22 protein-coding genes are annotated in these 21,889 nt (G+C 70.4%); 16 read left to right on the top strand and 6 right to left on the bottom strand.

The features are described from left to right. The first annotated feature begins 19 nt into the window (after positions 1-19). On the top strand, positions 20-1,597 hold the full coding sequence (locus ABL838_RS31045; RefSeq protein WP_418123452.1) for a CHAD domain-containing protein: 1,578 nt from the start codon (positions 20-22) through the stop codon (positions 1,595-1,597). A 21-nt stretch (positions 1,598-1,618) separates the two neighbouring features. Here ABL838_RS31045 and ABL838_RS31040 read toward each other — a convergent pair whose 3' ends face one another. Both ABL838_RS31040 and ABL838_RS31035 read right to left on the bottom strand, forming a co-directional pair. Next, positions 1,619-2,095 (bottom strand): FKBP-type peptidyl-prolyl cis-trans isomerase, encoded by a 477-nt coding sequence (locus ABL838_RS31040; protein WP_418123450.1) that lies wholly within the window; start codon positions 2,093-2,095, stop codon positions 1,619-1,621. Positions 2,096-2,142: 47 nt separating this feature from the next. Next, positions 2,143-3,045, bottom strand: a complete 903-nt coding sequence (locus tag ABL838_RS31035; RefSeq protein WP_418123448.1) for a LysR family transcriptional regulator — start codon at positions 3,043-3,045, stop codon at positions 2,143-2,145. 86 nt (positions 3,046-3,131) lie between these two features. On the opposite strand from ABL838_RS31035, the gene ABL838_RS31030 reads away from it, so the two are divergent. The 5 genes from ABL838_RS31030 (at position 3,132) to ABL838_RS31010 (ending at position 7,350) form a co-directional block, all read left to right on the top strand. Continuing rightward, the gene (locus ABL838_RS31030; RefSeq protein WP_418123446.1) at positions 3,132-3,515 is read left to right on the top strand and encodes a DoxX family protein; all 384 of its coding nucleotides are present in this window, start codon (positions 3,132-3,134) and stop codon (positions 3,513-3,515) included. A 55-nt stretch (positions 3,516-3,570) separates the two neighbouring features. Beyond that, positions 3,571-4,155: an NADPH-dependent FMN reductase gene (locus ABL838_RS31025; protein WP_418123444.1), complete on the top strand. Its 585-nt coding sequence runs from the start codon at positions 3,571-3,573 to the stop codon at positions 4,153-4,155. After that, positions 4,152-5,006 (top strand): pirin family protein, encoded by an 855-nt coding sequence (locus ABL838_RS31020; RefSeq protein ID WP_418123442.1) that lies wholly within the window; start codon positions 4,152-4,154, stop codon positions 5,004-5,006. Before ABL838_RS31025 ends, ABL838_RS31020 begins: the two co-directional genes overlap by 4 nt. 114 nt (positions 5,007-5,120) lie before the next feature. After that, complete coding sequence (locus ABL838_RS31015) at positions 5,121-6,326, top strand: M20 aminoacylase family protein (RefSeq protein ID WP_418123440.1); 1,206 nt, start codon at positions 5,121-5,123, stop codon at positions 6,324-6,326. 43 nt (positions 6,327-6,369) lie between these two features. Further along, on the top strand, positions 6,370-7,350 hold the full coding sequence (locus ABL838_RS31010) for a tripartite tricarboxylate transporter substrate-binding protein (protein WP_418123438.1): 981 nt from the start codon (positions 6,370-6,372) through the stop codon (positions 7,348-7,350). A 10-nt stretch (positions 7,351-7,360) separates the two neighbouring features. On the opposite strand, the gene ABL838_RS31005 is transcribed toward ABL838_RS31010, so the two are convergent. Together ABL838_RS31005 and ABL838_RS31000 are read right to left on the bottom strand one after the other, a co-directional pair. After that, entirely contained in the window at positions 7,361-8,347 is a 987-nt protein-coding gene (locus ABL838_RS31005) for a Bug family tripartite tricarboxylate transporter substrate binding protein (RefSeq protein WP_369660316.1), read from the bottom strand. A 78-nt stretch (positions 8,348-8,425) separates the two neighbouring features. Continuing rightward, entirely contained in the window at positions 8,426-10,423 is a 1,998-nt protein-coding gene (locus tag ABL838_RS31000; RefSeq protein ID WP_418123435.1) for an acetoacetate--CoA ligase, read from the bottom strand. 111 nt (positions 10,424-10,534) lie between these two features. Here ABL838_RS31000 and ABL838_RS30995 point away from each other — a divergent pair, with 111 nt between their 5' ends. The 9 genes from ABL838_RS30995 to ABL838_RS30955 all read left to right on the top strand — a co-directional run bounded on the left by ABL838_RS30995 (position 10,535) and on the right by ABL838_RS30955 (position 18,766). Further along, entirely contained in the window at positions 10,535-11,308 is a 774-nt protein-coding gene (locus ABL838_RS30995; RefSeq protein WP_418123433.1) for a Crp/Fnr family transcriptional regulator, read from the top strand. Positions 11,309-11,436: 128 nt separating this feature from the next. Then, positions 11,437-12,156, top strand: a complete 720-nt coding sequence (locus tag ABL838_RS30990) for a glycine zipper 2TM domain-containing protein (RefSeq protein WP_418123432.1) — start codon at positions 11,437-11,439, stop codon at positions 12,154-12,156. A gap of 152 nt (positions 12,157-12,308) precedes the next feature. Beyond that, positions 12,309-13,223 (top strand): dihydrodipicolinate synthase family protein, encoded by a 915-nt coding sequence (locus ABL838_RS30985; protein ID WP_418123431.1) that lies wholly within the window; start codon positions 12,309-12,311, stop codon positions 13,221-13,223. An 84-nt stretch (positions 13,224-13,307) separates the two neighbouring features. Then, the gene (locus tag ABL838_RS30980) at positions 13,308-14,447 is read left to right on the top strand and encodes a branched-chain amino acid ABC transporter substrate-binding protein (protein WP_418123429.1); all 1,140 of its coding nucleotides are present in this window, start codon (positions 13,308-13,310) and stop codon (positions 14,445-14,447) included. Between the two features lie 15 nt (positions 14,448-14,462). Next, on the top strand, positions 14,463-15,401 hold the full coding sequence (locus tag ABL838_RS30975) for a 4-hydroxyproline epimerase (protein ID WP_418123428.1): 939 nt from the start codon (positions 14,463-14,465) through the stop codon (positions 15,399-15,401). A 20-nt stretch (positions 15,402-15,421) separates the two neighbouring features. Further along, positions 15,422-16,525 carry an NAD(P)/FAD-dependent oxidoreductase gene (locus ABL838_RS30970; protein WP_418123427.1) on the top strand — a complete coding sequence of 368 codons (1,104 nt, stop codon included), beginning with the start codon at positions 15,422-15,424 and terminating at the stop codon, positions 16,523-16,525. Then, the gene (locus ABL838_RS30965; protein WP_418123426.1) at positions 16,522-16,773 is read left to right on the top strand and encodes a (2Fe-2S)-binding protein; all 252 of its coding nucleotides are present in this window, start codon (positions 16,522-16,524) and stop codon (positions 16,771-16,773) included. The genes ABL838_RS30970 and ABL838_RS30965 overlap by 4 nt, the downstream gene beginning before the upstream one ends. Then, entirely contained in the window at positions 16,770-18,065 is a 1,296-nt protein-coding gene (locus tag ABL838_RS30960; protein ID WP_418123425.1) for an FAD-dependent oxidoreductase, read from the top strand. The genes ABL838_RS30965 and ABL838_RS30960 overlap by 4 nt, the downstream gene beginning before the upstream one ends. 26 nt (positions 18,066-18,091) lie before the next feature. Further along, on the top strand, positions 18,092-18,766 hold the full coding sequence (locus ABL838_RS30955) for a GntR family transcriptional regulator (protein WP_126021001.1): 675 nt from the start codon (positions 18,092-18,094) through the stop codon (positions 18,764-18,766). Between the two features lie 90 nt (positions 18,767-18,856). Here the strand turns inward: ABL838_RS30955 and ABL838_RS30950 are convergent, their stop codons facing one another. Further along, the gene (locus ABL838_RS30950) at positions 18,857-19,750 is read right to left on the bottom strand and encodes an EamA family transporter (RefSeq protein ID WP_418123423.1); all 894 of its coding nucleotides are present in this window, start codon (positions 19,748-19,750) and stop codon (positions 18,857-18,859) included. Between the two features lie 81 nt (positions 19,751-19,831). Here ABL838_RS30950 and ABL838_RS30945 point away from each other — a divergent pair, with 81 nt between their 5' ends. Then, a complete protein-coding gene (locus ABL838_RS30945) occupies positions 19,832-20,719 on the top strand; it encodes a LysR family transcriptional regulator (protein ID WP_369660325.1) in 888 nt (295 codons plus the stop codon). Here the strand turns inward: ABL838_RS30945 and ABL838_RS30940 are convergent. Beyond that, complete coding sequence (locus ABL838_RS30940; protein WP_418123421.1) at positions 20,656-21,879, bottom strand: acyltransferase family protein; 1,224 nt, start codon at positions 21,877-21,879, stop codon at positions 20,656-20,658. The genes ABL838_RS30945 and ABL838_RS30940 overlap by 64 nt on opposite strands. Positions 21,880-21,889 lie beyond the last annotated feature (10 nt).

Below are 21,889 nucleotides of genomic sequence, written 5' to 3'. Positions count from 1 at the left end.
GTGAAATGAACGGGGCATCATGGTCGCCATGGAAATCGAGTTCAAGTTCTGCATCCCTCCCGGCCGCCTGAAGGCCGTCGAAACCGCCCTCAGGCGCGGCACCGTCGAGCGCACGCGCCTGCAGGCCCGCTATTTCGACACCGCCGACCAGCGGCTGGCCGCCGACGGCATGGTGCTGCGGCTGCGCAAGGAGGGGCGGCGCTGGGTTCAGACCGTCAAGGCCACCGGTGACAACGCCCTGCACCGGCTGGAGCACAACGTCGATCTGGGCACGACGGGCCCGGCGCCGCAGATCGATCCCCAGCGCCACCAGGGCACGCCTGTGGGCGAGCGGCTTGCGAAATTGCTGGCGGATGGCACGCAATTGGTCGAACGGCAATCGACCGACATCGTGCGGCTCACGCGCGACGTGCGCGTCACCGGGCCCGGCGGCGCGGTGGTCGAGATGGCGCTGGACGTCGGCAAGGTCGTCGCCCACGCTGGCACGCCCGAGCAGCGCGAATCGCCGGTGTGCGAGCTCGAACTGGAACTCAAGCGCGGCGACGTGCAGGGCTTGGTCTCGCTCGCGCGGCGCTGGTCGCAGCAGCACGGGCTGTGGTTCAGCACCGTCTCGAAGGCCGAGCGCGGCGCGCGGCTGCTTGCGGCGCAGGGGACCGTGGAAGCCGTGAAGGCCGAGCCGCCGCGCTTCGCCGACCAGCACCCCGACGGCCTGGCCATCCGTCAGGCCGTGGTCGCCTCGTGCCTCGCGCAGATGCTGCCGAACGCCAGCGAGATCGCCGCGGGCAGCACCGACGAGGAGCAGATCCACCAGCTGCGCATCGGCATCCGCCGCCTGCGCACCGCCCTGCGCGAACTCGCGCCGCTCGACCCCGCCTCCGGCCTCGCCGAAGCCGCCGAATGGGAGCCTCCGCTCGTCGATGCCTTCCGCGCCCTCGGTGCACTGCGCGACCGCGAGCAGGTCGTGAAGCTGGCCCAGCCGCGCCTGCGCGAAGCCGGCGCGCCCGACTTCGACCCGCTGGCCGCCGACGATGCCGCCGCAGCCGATGCGCCCTCGCCCAGCGACATCGTGCGCGCCCCGGCCTTCCAGAACGTGCTCGTCTCGCTGATCGGCTTCACCGCGGCGAAGCCGGCCGAACCGGCGCCCGAGACTGCCGCTGAAGGCGATCCGCCATCAGCACCGGTAGGCGCCAACGACGCCCGCCGCCTTCTGCGAAAGCGCCTGCAGCGGCTCCACAAGCAGGTGTTGCGCGACGGCGAGCGTTTCGAATCGCTGGACACCGAAAGCCAGCACCGCGTGCGCAAGCGCCTCAAGCGCCTGCGCTACCTCGCAGAGTTCGTGGCGCCGCTGTTCGACGAGAAGGAAGAAGGCGGCGCCGCCGGCCGCTACCTGAAGGCCCTGCGCCCCGCGCAGGACGCGCTCGGCGAATTCAACGACGAGGCCGTCGCGCTCGCCCTGTACCGCGAGGCCACCGCGCGCGACGCGCGCGCATGGTTCGCGGTGGGATGGTTCACCGCGCGGCACGCGGCCGGGGCGGAGGCCTGCCGCAAGGCGCTCGCGAAGATCGAGGATGCGGCGAGGTTCTGGAAGAAAGGCTAGCCGTGGGGGAACACGGCCCGTTCAGTGATGGTGCCCGTGCGCCCCATGAACATGCCGGTGCTCGATCTCCACCGGCTGCGCCGCGCGCACATCAGTCACCTGCAGGCTGAACTTCAGCGCCTTGCCGGCCCAGGGATGGTTGCCGTCGAGCAGCACGACCGGGCCCTTGATCTTCATCACGGTGAAGACGTGCTCGCGGCCGTCGTCGAGGCGGCCCTGCAGCTGGCCGCCGACCTTCACGCCGGGCGGGAAGTCGGTCTTGGGAATGCTGCGCACCAGCGACTCGTCGCGCTCGCCGAAGGCGTCTGCGGGGGCCAGGTTCAGAACGGTCTGGTAGCCCTTTTCCTTGCCGTCCAGCGCTTCCTCGATCTTGGGCAGCGTGTTCTGGTAGCCGCCATGCAGGTAGGCCATCGGCTCGGGGCTCGCCTCGATGAGCTTGCCCTGGGCGTCGGAGACTTTGTACTTGATGGTGACGACGGTGTCTTTTGCGATTTTCATGGGCTCGCATTCTCGGCCGAAACCCGAAGGCGCAGGCGGCGGTGCGGCTACTTGAGCACGTCCATCTGGTCGAGCTTGCCCATCACCAGCCCGATGAAGGCCGACACCGCCAGCGGCAGGTGCTTGCGGCTCGGATAAACCACGTTGAGCCCCCGGCCGGCGTACTCGTACTGCGGCAGCACGCGCACCAGCTGGCCGGCCTGCTCGTCGCGGGTGGCCATGGCGGGTGGCAGCTGCGCGATGCCCAGCCCGGCCAGCGCGGCCCTGCGCAGCGCCTGGGCGGTGTTGCCGGTGAAGCGGCCGGTGACCTGCACTTCTTCCTCCACGCCGTCGGGGCCGGTGAGGCGCCAGGTGGTGTGGCCGGTGGGCGTCGAGGGTGTCACGCAGTCGTGTCCGGCCAGATCCTGCAGGCTGTGGGGTTCGCCGCGCCGCGCGATGTAGGCGGGGCTCGCGAGCAGGCCGGCGCTGCGGGTGGCCAGCCGCCGGCCGACATAGCCCGAGTCGCGCAGCACGCCGCCGCGGAAGGCCACGTCGATCCGCTCGGCGATCAGGTCGGCGGACGCGTCGCTGAGCACGAAGTCGAGCTTGACCAGCGGGTGCTCGGCCAGGAAGTCGGCCACCCATTCCATGGGGAAGAAATCGAAGAAGTCCGCCGGCGCGGCCACCCGCACGAGGCCGCTGGGCTCCTGGCCGCCGGCCGCCAGCGCCTGCCCGGCGGCGGCCAGCCCGTCGATCAGGCCGGCGCACCGGTCGTGGAAATCCTGCCCGGCGCTGGTGAGCGTGAGCTTGCGGGTGGAGCGCTGCATCAGTCGGGTGCCCAGCTGCGATTCGAGCTGCTGGATGCGCCGGCTCACGGTGTTGGGCGGCAGGCCCAGCCGCCGGGCGGCCTCGGCAAAGCTGCCGTGGCGCACCACCTGGACGAAGACGGCGACGTCGTTGAGGTCGAACATGGCGGCTGATTCCTTCAATTTGTGGACGAGTGCAATCCGACTCTACCGTCTAGTCGACCAATGGGCGCGTGCCTAACCTTCTGCCCATGACTTCCACATCACTCGCTTCCCCCACGCAACGCCGCATCGTCTGGGGCGTGCGCATCCTGCTGGCCCTGGCTTTCGGCGCTGCCGGAGCCGCCAAGCTGGCCGGTGCGCCGCAGATGGTCCAGGTGTTCGACGCCATCGGCTTCGGCCAGTGGTTGCGCTACGTGACGGGCCTCGTCGAGGTCGGCGGCGCCGTGCTGCTGCTGGTGCCCGCGACCGGCTTCCTCGGCGGCCTGCTGCTGTTCGCGACCATGGTCTGTGCCGTGGCCACGCACCTCGCGCTGATCGGCGGCAACCCGGCGCCGGCCGTGGTGCTGGCTGCGCTGTCGGGCTTCGTCGCCTGGCGGCTGTGGCCCGTGCCGCAGCCGGCCGCGGCCGCCTGAGCTTCCCTTCATTCTTCTTCTTCTTCTTTTTCTTCCAGACCCCACGGAGTACCTCATGACCGCACAACAACCCCGCATCGGCATCATCCTCGGCTCCACCCGCGAAGGCCGCTTCGGCGAGAAGCCCGCGCAGTGGATCCATGACATCGCAAAGCAGCGCACCGACCTTGCCTTCGAGCTGGTCGACCTGCGCGACCACCCGCTGCCCCTTTTCGACGAAGCCGGCGCGCCGGCCTGGGGCCCGGTGAAGAACGAGGCCGCCCAACGCTGGCAGGCGAAGCTGGCCAGCTTCGACGGCCTGATCGTCGTCACGCCCGAGTACAACCACGGCCCCAGCGCGGTGCTGAAGAACGCCATCGACTGGGCCTACAAGGAATTCATCCGCAAGCCGATCGGCTTCGTGGGCTACGGCGGCGTGGGTGCTGCGCGCGCGGTCGAGCAGCTGCGGCTGGTGGCCGTCGAGATGCAGATGGCGCCGGTGCGCCACGCGGTGCACATCGGCATGGTCGAGTTCCTCGGCATCTGGCAGCAGGGCAAGAGCTTCGGCGACTTCCCGCACCTCGCGCAGGCGGCCACGGCGCTGCTCGACGACATCGCCTGGTGGACGAAGGCACTGAAGACCGCAAGGGAGGCCGTATGACCGCCGCAGTCGCAACGCGGGCCCGCGCCATCGTCTACCGTACGCGCGGTTCGCGCCACGGCGGCATCACGCGGCTGATGAGCCCAGGCGACCTGGGCGAGTTCCTCAAGCCCTTCGTGTTCCTGGACCTCTTCGGCTTCGACGTCACGGGCGGCCACAAGGGCTTCGGCCTGCATCCGCACTCGGGCATCGCCACGCTGACCTGGCTGATGGAAGGCGACACGCAGTACGAGGACACCACCGGCGAGCAGGGCACGCTGCGCGGCGGCGGCGTCGAATGGATGCGCGCCGGCAACGGCGTGTGGCACACCGGCGCGCCCGCGCCCGGCGTGGAGCGCGTGAGCGGCTTCCAGCTGTGGGTGGCGCTGCCGCCCTCGGAAGAGAACGCGCCCGCGCAGAGCATGTACCTCGCGCCCTCGCAGGTGCCGCAGGAAGGCCCGGCGCGCGTGCTGCTCGGCCGATACGGCGCGGCGCAGAGCCCCGTCGCGGCGCCCTCGCCGATGAACTACCTGGCCTTGAAGCTGAAGGACGGCGAGCGCTGGAGCTATGTGCCGCCGGCCGGCCACACCGTGGGCTGGGTCGCGGTCGACGCAGGCAGCCTTGAGGCGGGCGATGACACGGGCGGCCCCATCGCCGCCGGCGAGCTCGCGGTGTTCGAGGAGTCGGGCGCGGCCATCGACTTCGTGGCCCATGGCGACACCTCCTTCGTGCTGGGCTCGGCAGTGAAGCATCCGCACGAACTGGTGATGGGCTACTACTCGGTGCACACCAGCAAGGCCGCGCTCGAGCAGGGCGAGGCCGAGATCCGGCGCATCGGCGCGAAGCTGCGGCAGGAAGGGCGGCTCGCCTAGCCCCCGGGTAGTAAGTAACCCGGCATGCGCCGGGCGGGCGGCTGCGCCAGAATCGTTCGCTTCATCCCTTCATCGAACGATCCGACTGGTTTTGCAGCCAGCCTCAGCCCCGCCATGAACATCGCCGATTCCTTCGTCACCAACGCCGCCCGCTTCGTCGAGATCCGGCGCGACATCCACGCGCACCCCGAGCTCGGCTTCGAGGAGCACCGCACCTCCGACAAGGTCGCGAAGCTGCTCGCCGAGTGGGGCATCGAGGTGCACCGCGGCATCGCGGGCACGGGGCTCGTCGGCGTGCTGCGCAAGGGCACGGGCAGCCGCACCATCGGCCTGCGCGCCGATATGGACGCGCTGCCGCTGCACGAGGCCAACGAGTTCGCCCACAAGTCGACCAACCCCGGCCGCATGCACGCCTGCGGCCACGACGGCCACACCACCATGCTGCTGGCCGCCGCCTGGCACCTGTCGCAACAAGGGCCCGACGACTTCGACGGCACGGTGAATTTCATCTTCCAGCCCGCCGAGGAGATGGGCAAGGCCGGCGCGAAGAAGATGATCGACGAGGGCCTGTTCGAGCGCTTCCCGTGCGACGCCGTCTTCGGGCTGCACAACTTCCCGGTGGGCGACGTGGGCCGCTTCGCGCTCAACGAAGGCGCGCTGATGGCCTCGAGCAACACCTACATGATCACCGTGTGTGGGCGCGGCACCCATGCCTCGATGCCCCACACAGGCATCGACCCGGTGGCGGCGGTGGTCACGCTCGCGCAGCAGCTGCAGACCATCGTGGCGCGCACCATTCCGAGCACCGAGCGTGCGCTACTCGCGGTCACGCAGCTGCAGGGCTCCGATGCACCGAACGTGATTCCCGACGTCGCCACCGTCGGCGGCACCATCCGCACCTTCTCCATCGACGCCATCGACAAGCTCGAGGCCCGCCTGCGCGAAGTGGCCGCGGGCGTGGCGGCGGCGCACGGCTGCACCGCCGAGGTGTTCTTCAAGCGCTCGTCGCCGCCGACCGTGAACCACCCGGCCGAGGCGCGCTTCGCGGCCGGTGTGATGCGCGAGGTGGTGGGCGACGACATGGTCACCGACGACTTCCCCGCCGTGATGGGCGCCGAGGACTTCGCCCACATGCTGCTCGCGCGGCCCGGCTGCTACGCCTTCCTGGGCAACGGCGACGGCGACCACCGGCTCGACGGCCACGGGCCCGGGCCTTGCATCATCCACAACACCTCGTTCGACTTCAACGACGAGATCATCCCGATCGGCGCGAGCTACTTCGTGAAGCTGGTGCAGCGCTGGCTGCCGGCGCGCGGCTGATCGGCATTCCCTTTTCCTGTTGATGATGAAAGCGGCCACCCAGATGAGCACGACCCCGTTCACCCGACGTTCTCTCGCAGCCTTTTTCGCGGCCGGCGCCGCTGCTTTGGCGATCGGCGTTCCGGCGCATGCGCAGCAGCGCGTGATCCACATCGTCGTGCCCTTCGGCACCGGCGCGGTGCAGGACACGGTGGCGCGCGCCTTCAACAACGAGCTCGGCGTGGCGCTGAACGCCAGCGCCATCGTCGAGAACCGCGCGGGCGCGGGCGGCACCGTGGGCGCGGCCATCGTGGCGCGCGCGCCGGCCGACGGCAACACGCTGATCCTCGCGGCCGCGAGCCACAACATCGCGGGCTTCCTCTACAGCAAGCTCAGCTACGACCCGCTGAAGGACTTCGTCGGCGTCGCCAATGTCGGCAACGCGGGCTACGTGCTGGCGGTGGCCAGCGGCATGGGCGTGTCGAGCACGGCCGACTTCATCAAGGAGGTCAAGGCCAACCCCGGCAAGTACAACTACGCCTCCGCCGGCAACGGCAGCGCCACGCACCTGGCGATGGCCTCCTTCCTCGCGAAGGCCGGCCTGCAGATGACGCACATCCCCACCAAGTCGACCGGCGAGGCCGTCAACGAGGTGCTCGCCGGCCGCGTGCAGGCGGTGATCTCCTCGAGCATCGGCGTGATCGGCTTCCAGGACGACGCCCGCATGAAGCTGCTGGCCTCCACCGGCCAGTCGCGCAGCCCCTTCCTGCCCAAGCTGCCGACCGTGGCCGAGAGCGGGCTGCCGGGCTACGCCTTCGACTCGTGGATCGGCCTGCTCGCCCCCGCCGGCACGCCCAAGGCCGAGGTCGACCGCCTGAACGCCGCAGCCAACAAGGTGCTGGCCGACCCGGCGATCCAGGAGCGCTTCAAGCGCCTGGGCGTGGAGCCGCGCAGCCAGAGCGCGGAAGAATTCCAGAAGCTGCTGCGCTCGGACTGGGATGCGATGGGCGCCGTGGTGAAGGCTTCGGGGGCGAAGGTCGATTGAGGCCTGCCGCTCAAGACTCCGACGTGAACCCGATCTGCTTCACCAGCGGCCCCCAGCGCTCGTACTCGGCCTTCTGGTCGGCGGCCATGTCCTGCGGCGTGCCGCCGTTCGCGACCAGGCCGACCAGGGCCAGCGCGTCGATCACGGCCTTGTCCTTCAGCGCCCGGGTGATGGCCGCGTTGGCGGTGGCGATGGTGGAGGCGGGCGTCCTGGCGGGCGCGTAGAAGCCGAACCACTCCTCGGAGGTCACGTCGGGGTAGCCCAGCTCCGCGAAGGTCGGCACGTCGGGCAGGAAAGGCGAGCGCTTCTTGCCGGAGGTGGCCAGCACGCGGATGCGGCCGGCCTTCACGTACTGCAGGTAGTCGCCGCTGGGGTTCATGGCCGCCGCGATCTGGCCGCCCACCAGGTCGGTGATGCTGGGCACGGTGCCGCGATAGGGCACGTGCTTGAGATCGACGCCCGCGCGCATGCCCAGCAGCGCGCCCAGCAGGTGCGGCATGGAGCCGGCGCCCGGCGAGCCGTAGCTGGCCTTCTCGGGGTTGGCCTTGGCCCAGGCCAGGAAGTCCTTCAGCGTCTTGACCTCGGCCGGGACCGAAGGACCCACGGCCAGGCCGTGGAACATCACCGCGCCGATGGAAACGGCCGTCACGTCCTCGGGCTTGTACGAGAGCTTCGGATAGATGTACGGATACACCGAGAGCGCCGAGACGGGTGCCAGCGCCAGCACCGAGCCATCGGCCGGCGCGGCCTTCAGCGTCTCCAGTGCGATGCGCCCGCCCGCGCCGGGCTTGTTCTCGACGTAGCCGGGGTTCTTGCTGTAGGGCGTGCCGCCGAGCTTCTCGGCCACGCGGCGCGCCACGCTGTCCCCGGCGCTGCCGGGAGGAAAGCCGTAGATGACCTTCACCTGCTCCAGCGCCTGCGCGATGGCGGCGAAGGGCGTCAGTGCGCCGGTGGCGGCGGCGCCTGCCATGGCGTTGAGGAAGTGGCGTCGTTGCATGTGCTGTGTCTCCTTGAGTTTGTGTGTTTGCGAAAGGGCTGGGGAAAACGGAAGGCGGCCCGGGAGGCTGCCGCGGAATCAGGCCGCCGCGCGCCGGCGGGCGTAGTCGATGAAGAACGCAAGGCTGCGCGGGTTCTGCATGCTGTCGGGGCTCGCCGCCTTGTCGGCCGGCGTGCCCAGCAGCAGCTTGCGCAGGGGTACTTCCATCTTCTTGCCGCTCAGCGTGCGCGGGATCTCGTCCACCTGCACGACGTCGTCGGGCACGTGGCGCGCCGATGCCTTGGTGCGGATGGCGGCGCGGATGCGCTCGATGAGGGCCGCGTCGAGCGCCATGCCCGGCTGCAGCACCACGAACAGCGGCATGAAAGAAGGCCGGCCCAGGTATTCGAGGTCGACCACGACGCTGTCGCGCACCTCGGGCAACTGCTCGACCACGCGGTAGATCTCGGCGGTGCCCATGCGGATGCCGAAGCGATTGATGGTGCTGTCGGAGCGCCCGTAGATCACCGCGCTGCGCCGCGGCGTGAAGCGGATCCAGTCGCCGTGGCGCCAGACGCCGGGAAAGGTCTCGAAGTAGCTCTCGCGGTAGCGCCGGTTCTCAGGGTCATTCCAGAAGTACAGCGGCATCGATGGCATGGGCTTGGTGATGACGAGCTCGCCCACCTCGCCGACCACCGGCCGGCCGGCGTCGTCGAATGCGTACGCCGCCACGCCGAGTTCGGGGCACTGGATCTCGCCGGCGTGCACCGGCAGGCTGGGCGCGCAGGCCACGAAGCCCGAGGCGATGTCGGTGCCGCCGCTGATCGAGGCCAGCCAGAGGTCGGGCTTGACGGCGTCGTAGACCCACAGATAGGCCTCCACCGGCAGCGGCGAGCCGGTCGCGTTGATGGCGCGCAGCCGCTCCAGGTTCGCGATGTCGCGCGGGCGCAGGTCGTCCTTCATGCAGTTGGCGAGGTAGGCCGCGCCGCAGCCGAACAGCGTGACGCCCTGCTCGCCGATGAAACGCCACAGCGCGCTCGCGTCGGGCCAGGCGGGGTTGCCGTCGAACAGCACGATGCTCGCGCCGGTCAAAAGCGCGCCCACCTGCAGGTTCCACACGATCCAGCCGGTGCTGCCGAGGAACAGCAGCCGGTCGCCTGCGCGCAGGTCGTGCTGCAGCGCCATGGTCTTCAGGTGCGTGAGCACGATGCCGCCGTGGCCGTGCACCATCGCCTTGGGCAGGCCGGTGGTGCCCGACGAATAGACGATCCACAGCGGGTGGTCGAAAGGCAGGCGCTCGTAGCGCGGCGGCGCGTCCTCGCGCAGCGCGTCGGCCCAGTCGACGCGGTCGCGCCAGTCGGGTGCCGATGCCTCGTCGGCCGGGCCCGGCACGTGGACCACGCGCTTCACGCTGGGTAGCTCGGCCAGCAGCTCCTTCACCTGGGCGCAGCGGTCGTGGTGCTTGCCGTTGTAGCGGTAGCCGTCGGTCGCCAGCAGCAGGCAGGGCTCGATCTGGCGCAACCGGTCGAGGACCACGCCGGGGCCCATGTCCGGCGCGCAGCTCGACCAGATGGCGCCGATGCTGGCGCAGGCCAGGAAGGCGACGACGGTCTCCGGCCAGTTGGGCAGGTAGCCCGCAACCCGGTCGCCGGGGCCGATGCCCCATGCGCGCATCCGGCCGGCCAGCGCGGCGGTGTCGCGCTCCAGCTCGGCCCACGACATGGCGCGCAGCGGCGCGTCTTCCCGGCGCGAGATGATCGCCGGACTTGCCGGGTCATTGCCCACTCTGCGGAACACGTTCTCGGCGTAGTTCAGCCGCGTGCCGGGAAACCACTGCGCACCGGGCATCTCGCGCTGCCCGAGCACCGGTTGCGCATCGCCTTCGCCCACGACGCCGAAGTACTCGCGGATCGATTGCCAGAAGAGTTCCAGCGAGTCGACGGACCACTGCCAGAGCTCCTCGTAGCCGCCCGCCGGCACGCCGTGGCGTTCGGCCAGCCATTGCTGGTAGGCATGGAGGCCGCTGGCGCGGACCTGTTCGGCCGAGGGGGTCCACAGCAGCTGGCCGTGGGCGTCGGAAGGGGGCGAATCGTGCATCGTGCGGCTGGAATCCGGAGGGCCGCCCGGCGGGCGGTTTGGGCCGAATTGTTCGGGCGATGCGGAAGCGATACTGTTGAAAATGAGACATTTGACTTAAGGGTTTGCCCGTTGGAAAAGAAGCCAGACGAACTGCGGAAAGCGCATCGCCAGGGCGCATCGCGTCCGCCGCCTTCCCGGCGCCCGAGGGCGGATGGACCCGCGGGCTTCGGCATCGACGAGCTGCTTCGCCTGTCGTCGTGGAGCGCGCCCTTTCCCGCGCCGCTGCACAAGCGGGTGATGGAGCGCATGCGCGAGCACCGGGTGTCGCGCGGCCAGCTGCTGGCGCGGCGCGGCGAGATCCCGTCGGCCTGGTTCGGGCTGATGGAGGGGCTGCTGAAGACCTCGGTGCTCGCCGCCGACGGCCGCAGTTCCACGCTCGGCGGCATCCTGCCGGGCTGCTGGTTCGGCGAGGGCGCGCTGCTGCGCGGCAAGCCCCGCCATGCCGACTACGTGGCGCTGCGCGACAGCCGCGTCGCGCTGCTGCCGCAGGACGACTTCGCCCGCCTGCTGCAGGAGCACCCGCCCTTCAAGGACTTCATCTACGGCCAGATCAACGAGCGCCTGCACTACTTCATGGACCACGTGGGCGACGTGCGGCTGATGCGCGGCCCCGCGCGCGTGGCGAATGCGCTGTGCGGGCTGGCCCATCCGCTGAACAACCCGCTCGGGCTGATCCACCTGCCCATCGCGCAGGACGAACTCGCCGCCATCGCCGGCGTCTCGCGCCAGCGCTGCAACCTCGCGCTGCAGCACATGCAGGCCGAAGGCTGGCTGCACGTGGGCTACGGGCAACTGACCCTGCTCGCGCTGGCGCCGATCGCGGGCATGGCGCGGGCGGGCTGATCCGCTGCTGCTTCGGCGCCCCGCCCTATGCGCCTGTAGGACGCCGGCGGATTGAACTCCGCGTCCTCCAAAGCCATGCTCTGGCGGTGCCTCCGGCGCACCGTGCGCGGGGGCGGAAAGGACTTTCCATGAATTCGACGTCGCCCCTCGAACAGCCTGCGGCCATGCGCGCGGGCGGATCGCCCAAGGTGCTCTGGGCCGTGATCGGCGTGCTGGCCATCGCGGTCGCGGCGCTGGGCGGGGTGCTGCTGCACAGGCAAGGGCAGGAAACGGCCGCGCCTGCATCCACGCCCGTGGCCGCCGCGGCGACCGCCCCGGCGCCCGACGACTTCAAGCCCGAAGCCATGCCACCCGCGCCTGCCATGCCGCCTGCCGTCGGTGGCTACGCTGGTGCAGCCGGCACGGCCCCGCAGTCGATGGCCGCCGTGCCGCAGGCGGCTACTGCTCCCGCGAACTCGACCACGGTTGCCGCTGCCGAGCCTGCGCCCGCCATGCCGGCCGCGCCCGCTTGCGCGGTCTGCGGCCGCGTCGAGTCGGTCCGGCCGGTGCAGCGCCAGCAGAAGACCACCGGCGTGGGCGCGGTCACTGGCGGCGTGGTCGGCGGCCTCGTCGGCAACCAGTTCGGCCACGGCAACGGCCGCGTCGCCACCACGGTGCTGGGCGCCGTGGGCGGCGGTTTCGCCGGCAACGCCATCGAGAAGCACGTGCGCACCGTCACCGTCTACGAGGTGGGCGTGCGCATGGACGACGGCCGGCTGCGCACGGTCGAGACGAAGACCGCGCCGCCGATCGGCAAGCCAGTCACGCTCCAGCGCGGCGTGCTGCGTCCCGCCGACGGCCGCAAGTAGGCGGGCCTTCCGCAGGGCTTTCGCGCCCTGCGCCTCCGTATCACAGAAGAACACGGGGCAAAAGAGCGCTTGCCCCAAAAGTATCTTGACCGTATATCCTTAATATATTTAGAGTGCGGCGTTTTCCACCGCACATCCGAAGGAGCGATCAAGTGAGCAATCCCCGCTGGCAGGGCGTCTTTCCCGCCGTCACCACCAAGTTCAACGCCGACGAGAGCATCGACGCCGAGGGCACGGCCCGGCACATCGACTTCCAGATCCGCAACGGCATCCACGGCCTCGTCACCTGCGGCTCGCTCGGCGAGGCCAGCACGCTGACGCTGGAGGAGAAGCTGCAGGTCGCGAAGATCGCGCTCGAAGCCGCCGACGGCCGCATCCCCGTGCTGGCCAACGTGTCGGAGACCAGCACGCGCGAGGCGCTGCGCTACGTCGACGGCGCCAACAGGCTCGGCGTGGCCGGCTTCATGGTGATGCCCTCGGTGATCTACGTGGCCGACGCGCGCGAGGCGATGCTCAACGTGCGCACCATCGCCAACGCGGCGCAGAAACCCATCATGGTCTACAACAACCCGGTGGCCTACCGCGTCGACCTGAAGCCTGCGCACATGGCCGAGCTGGCCGACTGCGAATGGATCGCCGCCATCAAGGAAAGCACCGACGACATCCGCCGCATCACCGACCTGCGCAACACCGTGGGCGACCGCTACCAACTCTTCCTCGGCGTGGACGACCTCGCCTACGAGGGCCTGGCGCTGGGCTGCGACGGCCTGCTCGCCGGCGTGGGCTGCGCCTTCCCGCGCGAGACGGTGGCGCTCTACGACCTGATGAAGGCCGGCAAGTTCGCCGAGGCGCTCAAGCTCTACCAGTGGATGACGCCCATGCTGCACCTCGACGTGTCGACCAAGCTGGTGCAGAACCTCAAGCTCATCGACGCCCTCGTGGGCGTGGGCACCGAGCACATGCGCCGCCCGCGCCTGCCGCTGGTCGGCGCCGAGCGCGAATTCGTCGAAGGCATCGTGAAGAAGGCGCTCGCGACGAGGCCTGTTCAATACCAGTCGGTCATGTAATAAACCGACGGCGCGCTGGCGCCGGCTTACCCGCCGGCTGCCGGCAGCGTGTTTTTCATCGTCCCCAACCCAGCAGGAAGAAGCATGAAGACAAAAGCAAGCATGGTTTCGTTTCCCGGCCTCGCCGTCATCACCCTGGCCCTCGCCGGCCACGCGCATGCGCAGGAGCAGGTCGTCAAGATCGGCCACAGCGGTCCTCTCTCGGGCCCCAATGCCTTCGCGGGCAAGGACAATGAAAACGGCGTGCGCCTCGCCATCGAGGAGCTCAACGCGAAGAAGCTCGTGGTCGGCGGCAAGACGCTGAAGTTCGAACTCGTCTCCGAAGACGACCAGTGCGACGCCAAGACCGGCGTGAGCGTGGCGCAGAAGTTCGTGGACGACGGCGTCAAGTTCGTCATGGGCCCGTACTGCTCGGGCGTGGCCATCCCGGCCTCGCGCGTCTACAGCGACGGCGGCACCATGGTCTCCACCGTGGGCACCAACCCGAAGGTCACGCAGGGCGGCTACAAGAACCTCTACCGCATCATCGCGAGCGACAACCAGATCGGCGGTGCGATGGCGGTCTATGCGGCCAAGGAAATGAAGCTGAAGAAGGTCGGCGTGATCGACGACCGCACCGCCTTCGGCCAGGGCCTCGCCGAGGAGTTCACCAAGGAGGCCAAGAAGCAGGGCCTCACCGTGGTCGGCCAGGAGTTCACCACCGACAAGGCCGTGGACTTCACCGCCATCCTCACCAACATGAAGGCCAAGGCGCCCGAGGCCATCTTCTTCGGCGGTTACGCGCCGCAGGCCGCGCCCATGGCGCGCCAGATGAAGCAGCTCGCGGTGCCCGGCAAGCTGCTGGGCGGCGACACCGTCTGCAGCCCCGCCACCGGCAAGCTCGGCGGCGACGCGGTCAACGACCTGGTGTTCTGCGCGCAGGGCGGCTCCATCCTCGAGAAGGCGCAAAGCGGCCCGGCCTTCAAGGAGAAGTTCAAGAAGCGCTTCAACGCCGATCCCGACGCGTATGCCGCCTCGTACTACGACCAGGTGCTCTTCATCGGCGAGTCGATGAAGAAGGCCAACTCCATCGACCCCGACAAGGTCGGCGCCGAGCTCTACAAGGCCACCTACAAGGGCGTGGCCGCCACCTACGCCTACGACGACAAGGGCAACATGAAGCAGGCGCCGATCACCGTGTTCACCTTCAAGAACGCGGCCCCCGTGCCCATCGCAAGCTACTGATCCGAAGCGAAGAACATGCAGCGCATCCAGGTCATCGACTCACACACGGGCGGCGAGCCCACGCGCCTGGTGGTCGGGGGCTTCCCCGACCTGGGCAAGGGCAGCATGGCCGAGCGCCGCGCGCTGCTGGCCGAGCGGCACGACAGGTGGCGCGCCGCCGCCGTGCTGGAGCCGCGCGGCAGCGACGTGGTGGTGGGCGCGCTGCTTTGCGAGCCGGTCTCGGCCGACGCAGCAGCCGGCGTCGTCTTCTTCAACAACGCCGGCTACCTCGGCATGTGCGGCCACGGCACCATCGGGCTGGTGGCCAGCCTCGCGCACATGGGGCGCATCGGCGTCGGCGAGCACCGCATCGAGACGCCCGTGGGCACCGTGACCACCACGCTGCACGAAGACGGCTCGGTGAGCGTGCGCAACGTGCCCGCCTACAGGCACCTGCGGCAGGCGGCGGTCGAGCTGCCGGGCCACGGCACCGTGCGCGGCGACGTGGCCTGGGGCGGCAACTGGTTCTTCCTCGTGAGCGAGCACGGCCAGCGCGTGGCGAGCGACAACCTCGCCGCGCTCACCGACTACACCGCCGCGCTGCGCAAGGCCCTGGCGGCGCAGGGCATCACCGGTGCCGACGGCGCGGAGATCGACCACATCGAACTCTTCGCCGACGACAGCGAGGGCGCCGACAGCCGCAACTTCGTGCTGTGCCCCGGCAACGCCTACGACCGCTCGCCCTGCGGCACCGGCACCAGCGCCAAGATCGCCTGCCTGGCGGCCGACGGCAAGCTCGCGCCGGGCGAGGTGTGGAAGCAGGCCAGCGTGATCGGCAGCGTCTTCGAGGCCAGCTATGCGCTCGACGGCGAAGGCCGCGTCATTCCCACGCTGCGCGGCCGCGCGCACATCAGCGCCGAGGCGACGCTGCTGATCGACGACGCCGACCCCTTCGGCTGGGGCATCCGGCTCTGACATCGGGCGCAGCGGGCGGAATGGACGCGGACGTCATCGTCATCGGCGCCGGCATCGTCGGCGCCGCGTGCGCGCATGCGCTCGCTCAAGCCGGTGCGAAGGTGCTGGTGCTCGACGCGGGCATCGGCGGTGCCACCGGCGCGGGCATGGGCCACCTCGTGGCGATGGACGACAACCCGGCCGAGCTCGAACTGAGCCGCCGTTCGATCGCGCAATGGCGCGAGCTCGCGCCGCGCATGAGCGAAGACTGCGCATACAGCCCCTGCGGCACGCTGTGGATCGCCGCCAGCGACGAGGAGATGGCCGAGGCCGAACGCAAGCAGCAGCGGCTTCGCGCGCACGGCATCGACAGCCGCCTGCTCGACGCGCGCGAACTGGCAAGCACAGAACCTGCACTGCGCAAGGGCCTCGCCGGTGCGCTCGAAGTGCCGGGCGACGGCATCCTCTACGCACCCAACGCGGCGCGCTGGCTGCTCGCCCAGCAGGCGGCATCGGTCCGCGTCGAGCAGGCGAAGGTCGATGCCATCGAGGACGGCGGCGCGCTGCGACTGGCCGACGGCAGCCGCCGCGCCGCGCCGCAGGTCGTGCTCGCCAACGGCATCCAGGCGACCACGCTCTGCCCCGAACTGCCGATCCGTCCGAAGAAGGGCCACCTGCTCATCACCGACCGCTATCCGGGCACGGTGCATCACCAACTCGTCGAGCTCGGCTACGTCACCAGCGCGCACCACAGCGAGGGCGACTCGGTCGCCTTCAACGTGCAGCCGCGCCCCACGGGGCAGCTGCTGATCGGCTCCTCGCGCCAGTTCGACACCACCGACGCGGCCGTGGAAGCGCCGATGCTGGCGCGCATGCTCCAGCGCGCCCTGGACTACCTGCCGGGGCTCGCCAGCCTCAACGCGCTGCGTTCGTGGACCGGCATGCGCGCGGCCTCGCCCGACGGCCTGCCGTTGCTGGGCAAGCACCCATGGCGCGAGAAGCTCTGGCTCGCCGTCGGCCACGAAGGCCTGGGCGTGACCACCGCGCCCGGCAGCGCGCATTTGCTCGCCGCGCTGATGACCGGCGCGGCACCCGGTTTCGACGCCGCACCCTATGCGCCGCGCGGCCTGCGGGAGGCCGCATGAACAACGGCCACACCCTGCTGCACATCGACGGCCATCTGGTCCGCGTGCAGGCGGGCAGCTCGGTCGCCGCCGCGCTGCGCGTGGCCGGCGGCATGGGCGTCGCGCGCACTTCGGTCACGGGCCAGCCGCGCGCACCCTTCTGCGGCATGGGCGTGTGCCAGGAGTGCCGCGTGCTCGTCGATGGCCGGCGCAGGCTGGCCTGCCAGACGGTGTGCGCCGAGGGCATGCGCGTGGAGACTTTGGAATGAACGCCGTCGTGCCCGAGCGCTGCGACGTGCTGGTCGTCGGCGCCGGCCCTGCCGGCATGGCGGCGGCTGTTGCGGCCGCACCGAGCGGCGCATCGATCGTCGTGATCGACGACAACCCCGCGCCCGGCGGACAGATCTGGCGCGACGGCCCCGGTGCCAGGCTGCCGCCCGCTGCGCGCAAATGGCGCGATGCGCTCGAACGCCACGCCAACATCCGCTTGCGCAGCGGCACGCGCGTGGTCGCGGCGCCCTCGCCCGGCGAGTTGCTGCTCGAAGACGCCGACGGCGCCGTGCGCATGCGATGGGGCAAGCTCGTCCTCTGCACCGGCGCGCGCGAACTGCTGCTGCCCTTTCCCGGCTGGACGCTGCCCGGCGTGACCGGGGCTGGCGGCCTGCAGGCGCTCATCAAGGCCGGCCTGCCGGTGGAGGGCGAGCGCATCGTCATCGCGGGCAGCGGCCCTCTGCTGCTGGCCGCCGCAGCCACCGCGCGCGCGGCGGGCGCGAGGGTGCTGCGCATCGCCGAGCAGGCTTCGTTCGCCTCGGTCGCGCGCTTCGGCGCCAGCCTCGCGCGCTGGCCCGGCAAGGCGGCGCAGGCCGTCACGCTGGCCGACCCTTGCTATCGCACTTCGTCGCACGTGGTCTCGGCGGGTGGCGCCTTGCAGGTCGAGTCGGTGCGCCTGCGCCAAGGTAACGGCAAGGAGGTGGAGATCGCCTGCGACCGCATCGCCTGTGGCTTTGGCCTGGTGCCCAACACGCAGCTCGGCCGCATGCTCGGCTGCGCGCTGGCTTCGGACGGCTTCAGCGCGCGGGGCCTACAGGTCGATGCGCGGCAGGCCACCAGCGTGCCCGGCATCTTCGCGGCGGGCGAGTGCACCGGCTTCGGCGGCAGCGAGCGTGCGCTGGCGCAGGGCAGCATCGCCGGCCATGCTGCGGTGGGCAACGAGCGTGCCGCCGCCGCCCACGAAGGCGAACGCGCCCGCTGGGATGCCTTCGCCGCGCAGCTGCACCGCAGCTTCGCGCTGCATGCCGACATCCGCACCTTGCCCCAGCCCGACACGCTCGTGTGCCGCTGCGAGGATGTGCCCTTCTCCGCGCTGCAGGACTGCAGCGGCTGGACCGACGCCAAGCTGCACCGCCGCTGCGGCATGGGCGCCTGCCAGGGGCGCGTGTGCGGTGACGCGGCGCAGTTCCTCTTCGGATGGACACCGCCCGCGCCGCGCCCGCCGCTGTCGCCGGTGCGCATCGCCACGCTCGCTGGCCTCGCGGGCGAAGGCGCGGACATCCGACAATGACGCCGCCGCATCCGCAGAACAAGACCATGGCCTCCCCGAAGAACACCGTCGCACCCCGTCCCCAGCCGAAGCGCCGCGCCGCCGACGAGGCCTACGACGCCATCGAGACGCTGTTGTCCACCATGCAGCTGCAGCCCGGCAGCCAGATCGTCGAGGCCGAACTCGCCGAGCGCACTGGCCTGGGCCGCACGCCGGTGCGAGAGGCGCTGATGCGCATGGTGTCCATCGGCCTCATCGTGCAGCAGCCCCGGCGCGGGCTGCTGGTGTCGGCCATCGACCTGGCCGACCACCTGGACGTGATCCAGACGCGGCGGGTGCTCGAACTGCTGATCGCCGCCTGCTCGGCGCGCCGCGCCACCGCGCGGCAGCGCCAGGAGATCGTGCGCTGCGCCGAGGCGATGGTCGAGGCCGCGGGCCGCGGCGACCTCAACGACTACATGCAGGCCGACCGCGCGCTGGATCTCGTCAACCACCAGGCGAGCCACAACGACTCGGCGGTGCGCGCGGTGATCCCGCCCATCGTGCAGTGCCGGCGCTTCTGGTACGCCTACCAGCACGAGGGCGAGATCGTCGAGGGTGCGAACGCGCACCTGCAGCTGGCGCGCGGCATCGCGACGGGCGACGAAGCGGCCGCCACGGCTGGCGCCAACCGGCTGATGGATTACCTCGAAGTCTTCGCGCGCAAGATCATCGACAACTAGCCAAAGAGAAAAAAACAGGCCGAAGGACTTCGTTCGCTGCCCCGGCCCCCCGGGCAGCTGCCCGGGCCACGGCCGCAGCCTGGCCTTCCTTCAGCGCACGCCCGCCGGCGCGGTGCGCACCTTCGGCGGCTGCGCGCCGCGCTGCGCATGCTGGCTCAGCCAGATGCTCGCGATCACGATGAAGATGCCCAGCACCTGCCACGTCGAGAGCGCCTGACCGAGCAGCGCCCAGCCGAGGATCACCGCCGTCACCGGGCTCAGGAAGGCCAGCGGCGCGATGGTCGACGGCTCCAGCCGGGCCACGCCTCGGAACCACACGATGTAGGTCAGCGCGGCGCCCACGAGGCCGAGCCAGCCGAAGCCGATCCAGTTGTGCAGCGTGAGCGCAGGCAGCGGCGGCTCCAGCAGCAGCGCCACGGGCAGCAGTAGCAGGCCGCCCGCGGTGAGCTGCCAGGCGGTGAAGGTCAGCGCCGACACCGGCGGCTGCCAGCGCCGGCTCAGCACCGTGCCGAAGGCCATCGACACCGCGGCGGCGATGGCGGCCGCGATGCCGAGCGCATCGAGCGCCGCGTTCGGCGTCAGCACCAGCAGCGCCACCCCGCCGATGCCGACCACCGCCGCCACCACCGACAGCGCGCGCACCGGCGAGCCCAGGAAGACGCTGGCGAGGAACACCACGAAGAGCGGCTGCACCGAGGTGATGGTGGCCGCCACGCCGCCCGGCAGCCGGTAGGCCGCGAGGAACAGCATCGCCCACAGCACCGAGAAGTTCAGCGCGCCGAGCAGCAGGATGCGGCCCCACCACGCGCGCTCGGGCAGCTGACGCACGATCGCCAGCAGCAGCAGGCCGGCGGGCAACGCGCGCAGCAGCGCCACCGTCAGCGGGTAGTTCGCAGGCAGCAGCTCGGTCGTGACGATGTAGGTGCTGCCCCAGACGGCGGGCGCCGTGGCGGTGAGGAGGATGTCGGTGGTGCGGCTGGTCATGCCTCGAATCTAGTGAGTTGACCGGCGGTTGTGAATGTCCGAATAATGAATTGATTCTTTACCGGCAGTCGTCAATAAGGCTTGGACCACCTCACCGCCCTCAAAGTCTTCCGCACGGCCGCCTCCAGCGGCAGCTTCGCCGGCGCCGCGCGGCAGATGGGGCTTTCGGCGGCGGCCGTCAGCAAGAACATCGCGGAGCTGGAGGCGCATCTGAAGGTGCGGCTCATCAACCGCACCACCCGGCAGATGAGCCTGACCGAGGCCGGCGCGGCGTACCACGAGCGGCTGTCGCGCATCCTCGACGAGCTCGCCGAGGCCGACGCCGCGCTGGCGCCCATGGGCAGCAGCCCCGGCGGCGTGCTGCGCGTGAGCGCGCCGCTGACCTTCGCGCTCACCCTGCTGTCGCCGGCCGTTCCCGAGTTCATGGCCCGCCATCCGAACCTGCGGCTGGAGCTGAACCTGCAGGACGCCCGCGTCGACATCATCGGCGAGGGCTACGACCTCGCCATAAGGGGCAGCGACCGGCTGGAAGATTCGAGCCTCGTCGCGCGCGAGCTCATGACCATGGACCACGTGCTGTGCGGCGCTCCCGCCTACTTCGCCATCGCCGGCCGGCCCGGACAGCCCGGCGACCTGAAGAACCACGAGTGCGTGCAGTTCACGCTCTCGGGCCACGCCAACAAATGGACCTTCGCGCGCGCTGGCCGCAGCGTGTCGGTGCACATCGACGGGCGCTACAAGGTCGGCTCCAGCATCGCCGTGCGCGACGCCCTGCTCGCGGGCTTCGGCCTGAGCCTCGTCCCGCGCATCTATGTCGAGGCCGAGCTGGCCTCGGGACGGCTTGAGGCGGTGCTCGAAGACTGGGAGGCCGACCGCACGCCGATCTATGCCGTGTACCCCTCGCGTCACCTCGCGGCGAAGACACGCGCCTTCGTCGATTTCCTGGTCGAGCGGCTCTCGGGGCGCTGACCGTTCAGCAGCCTGCCGACGGGCGTGCGGCGCACCAGCAGCTGGTAGCTCGCGAGCGCCGCCAGCGAGGTGGCCGCGATGTTCAGCCCCATCTTCGCGACCGCGCCCAGCGGCGCGTTGAACAGCAGGATGCCGAAGCCCACGGTGCCCAGCATGTGCACCAGGTACACCCAGTACGAGCTTTGCGACAGGTAGGCCAGCACCGCGTTCTGGCGCGGCAGGTAGCGCACGAAGCCGCCGATCAGCGCCATGCTCCAGAGCCACGCGGTGGCGTTGTAGGCGAAGGCGATCCAGAACTCCGGGTGCGGCACGCGATGCAGGCTGCCGCCGCGCGAGGCGCCCAGCAGCAGCACGGTTGCAACGAGGAAGGCGAGGCCCGCCGCCGCGCAGCCCTTGCACCGCGCCGCGAACAGCGCCAGCAGCCGCTCCTGTTGGCCATGCACGTACCAGCCGGCCACGAAGAAGAGGCCGCTCTGCATCCATTCGGCCAGCGGCGGCAGGAACGAGCCGCTTTCCGTGACCATGCCCGACGGATAGAGCATGCCTACAAAGGCCAGCGGCAGCGCCAGCACCGCGAAACCCCAGCGTCGCGCCATCAGCCCGGTGAAGCCGGAGGCCAGCGCCTCGCGTAGCCGCGCCGGCACGAAGCGCCGGACCCGCATGCCGGCCCACGCCAGCACGCTGAGCCAGAACAGCTGGTACAGGAACCACAGGTGCATGGTGTTGAAGGGCGAACCGCTGGCCTGCCGCGCGGGTGTCAGCGCGACGTCGATGCCCGGCACGCCGCGCACCGTCAGGTGGATGTAGACCATCGCCAGCACCGTGGTTGCCACGAAAAGCGGCGGCCAGAAGATCGCGAAGGGCAGCGCGAGCCGCAGGCAGCGGTTCTTCAGCATGCCGTTCGCGCCGCGCCGCTCGGCCAGCAGCGCCACGAAGAAGCCGGCCAGCACGAAGAACACCGGCATGCGGAAGCTGTGGATGAACAGCAGCAGCAGGTCGGCCAGCGGCGACGTCTTTGGATCGCGCCACGGCAACGGCGAGTCGATGGTGAGGTGGTTGATCGCGACGTGCAGCACGATGCCGAGCCACATCATGAGGGCGCGTAGGTTGTCGAGCGCGTGCAGCCGCTGGGGGGCCTGGGTGGTGTGTGCGTTGTTCATGCGGCCACTG

The sequence above is a fragment of the Variovorax sp. 160MFSha2.1 genome (assembly GCF_048305075.1).
In the GTDB taxonomy this organism is placed as follows: domain Bacteria; phylum Pseudomonadota; class Gammaproteobacteria; order Burkholderiales; family Burkholderiaceae_C; genus Variovorax; species Variovorax guangxiensis.
Note: the sequence above shows the minus strand (reverse complement) of the source record. Positions and strands in the feature narration are given on the sequence as shown.

Bases quoted from the DNA above. Each gene is read 5' to 3' on its own strand.
- ABL838_RS31045 (WP_418123452.1), top strand. From the start codon at position 20: ATGGTCGCCATGGAAATCGAGTTCAAGTTCTGCATCCCTCCCGGCCGC.
- ABL838_RS31040 (WP_418123450.1), bottom strand. From the start codon at position 2,095: ATGAAAATCGCAAAAGACACCGTCGTCACCATCAAGTACAAAGTCTCC.
- ABL838_RS31035 (WP_418123448.1), bottom strand. From the start codon at position 3,045: ATGTTCGACCTCAACGACGTCGCCGTCTTCGTCCAGGTGGTGCGCCAC.
- ABL838_RS31030 (WP_418123446.1), top strand. From the start codon at position 3,132: ATGACTTCCACATCACTCGCTTCCCCCACGCAACGCCGCATCGTCTGG.
- ABL838_RS31025 (WP_418123444.1), top strand. From the start codon at position 3,571: ATGACCGCACAACAACCCCGCATCGGCATCATCCTCGGCTCCACCCGC.
- ABL838_RS31020 (WP_418123442.1), top strand. From the start codon at position 4,152: ATGACCGCCGCAGTCGCAACGCGGGCCCGCGCCATCGTCTACCGTACG.
- ABL838_RS31015 (WP_418123440.1), top strand. From the start codon at position 5,121: ATGAACATCGCCGATTCCTTCGTCACCAACGCCGCCCGCTTCGTCGAG.
- ABL838_RS31010 (WP_418123438.1), top strand. From the start codon at position 6,370: ATGAGCACGACCCCGTTCACCCGACGTTCTCTCGCAGCCTTTTTCGCG.
- ABL838_RS31005 (WP_369660316.1), bottom strand. From the start codon at position 8,347: ATGCAACGACGCCACTTCCTCAACGCCATGGCAGGCGCCGCCGCCACC.
- ABL838_RS31000 (WP_418123435.1), bottom strand. From the start codon at position 10,423: ATGCACGATTCGCCCCCTTCCGACGCCCACGGCCAGCTGCTGTGGACC.
- ABL838_RS30990 (WP_418123432.1), top strand. From the start codon at position 11,437: ATGAATTCGACGTCGCCCCTCGAACAGCCTGCGGCCATGCGCGCGGGC.
- ABL838_RS30980 (WP_418123429.1), top strand. From the start codon at position 13,308: ATGAAGACAAAAGCAAGCATGGTTTCGTTTCCCGGCCTCGCCGTCATC.
- ABL838_RS30975 (WP_418123428.1), top strand. From the start codon at position 14,463: ATGCAGCGCATCCAGGTCATCGACTCACACACGGGCGGCGAGCCCACG.
- ABL838_RS30970 (WP_418123427.1), top strand. From the start codon at position 15,422: ATGGACGCGGACGTCATCGTCATCGGCGCCGGCATCGTCGGCGCCGCG.
- ABL838_RS30965 (WP_418123426.1), top strand. From the start codon at position 16,522: ATGAACAACGGCCACACCCTGCTGCACATCGACGGCCATCTGGTCCGC.
- ABL838_RS30960 (WP_418123425.1), top strand. From the start codon at position 16,770: ATGAACGCCGTCGTGCCCGAGCGCTGCGACGTGCTGGTCGTCGGCGCC.
- ABL838_RS30955 (WP_126021001.1), top strand. From the start codon at position 18,092: ATGGCCTCCCCGAAGAACACCGTCGCACCCCGTCCCCAGCCGAAGCGC.
- ABL838_RS30950 (WP_418123423.1), bottom strand. From the start codon at position 19,750: ATGACCAGCCGCACCACCGACATCCTCCTCACCGCCACGGCGCCCGCC.
- ABL838_RS30940 (WP_418123421.1), bottom strand. From the start codon at position 21,879: ATGAACAACGCACACACCACCCAGGCCCCCCAGCGGCTGCACGCGCTC.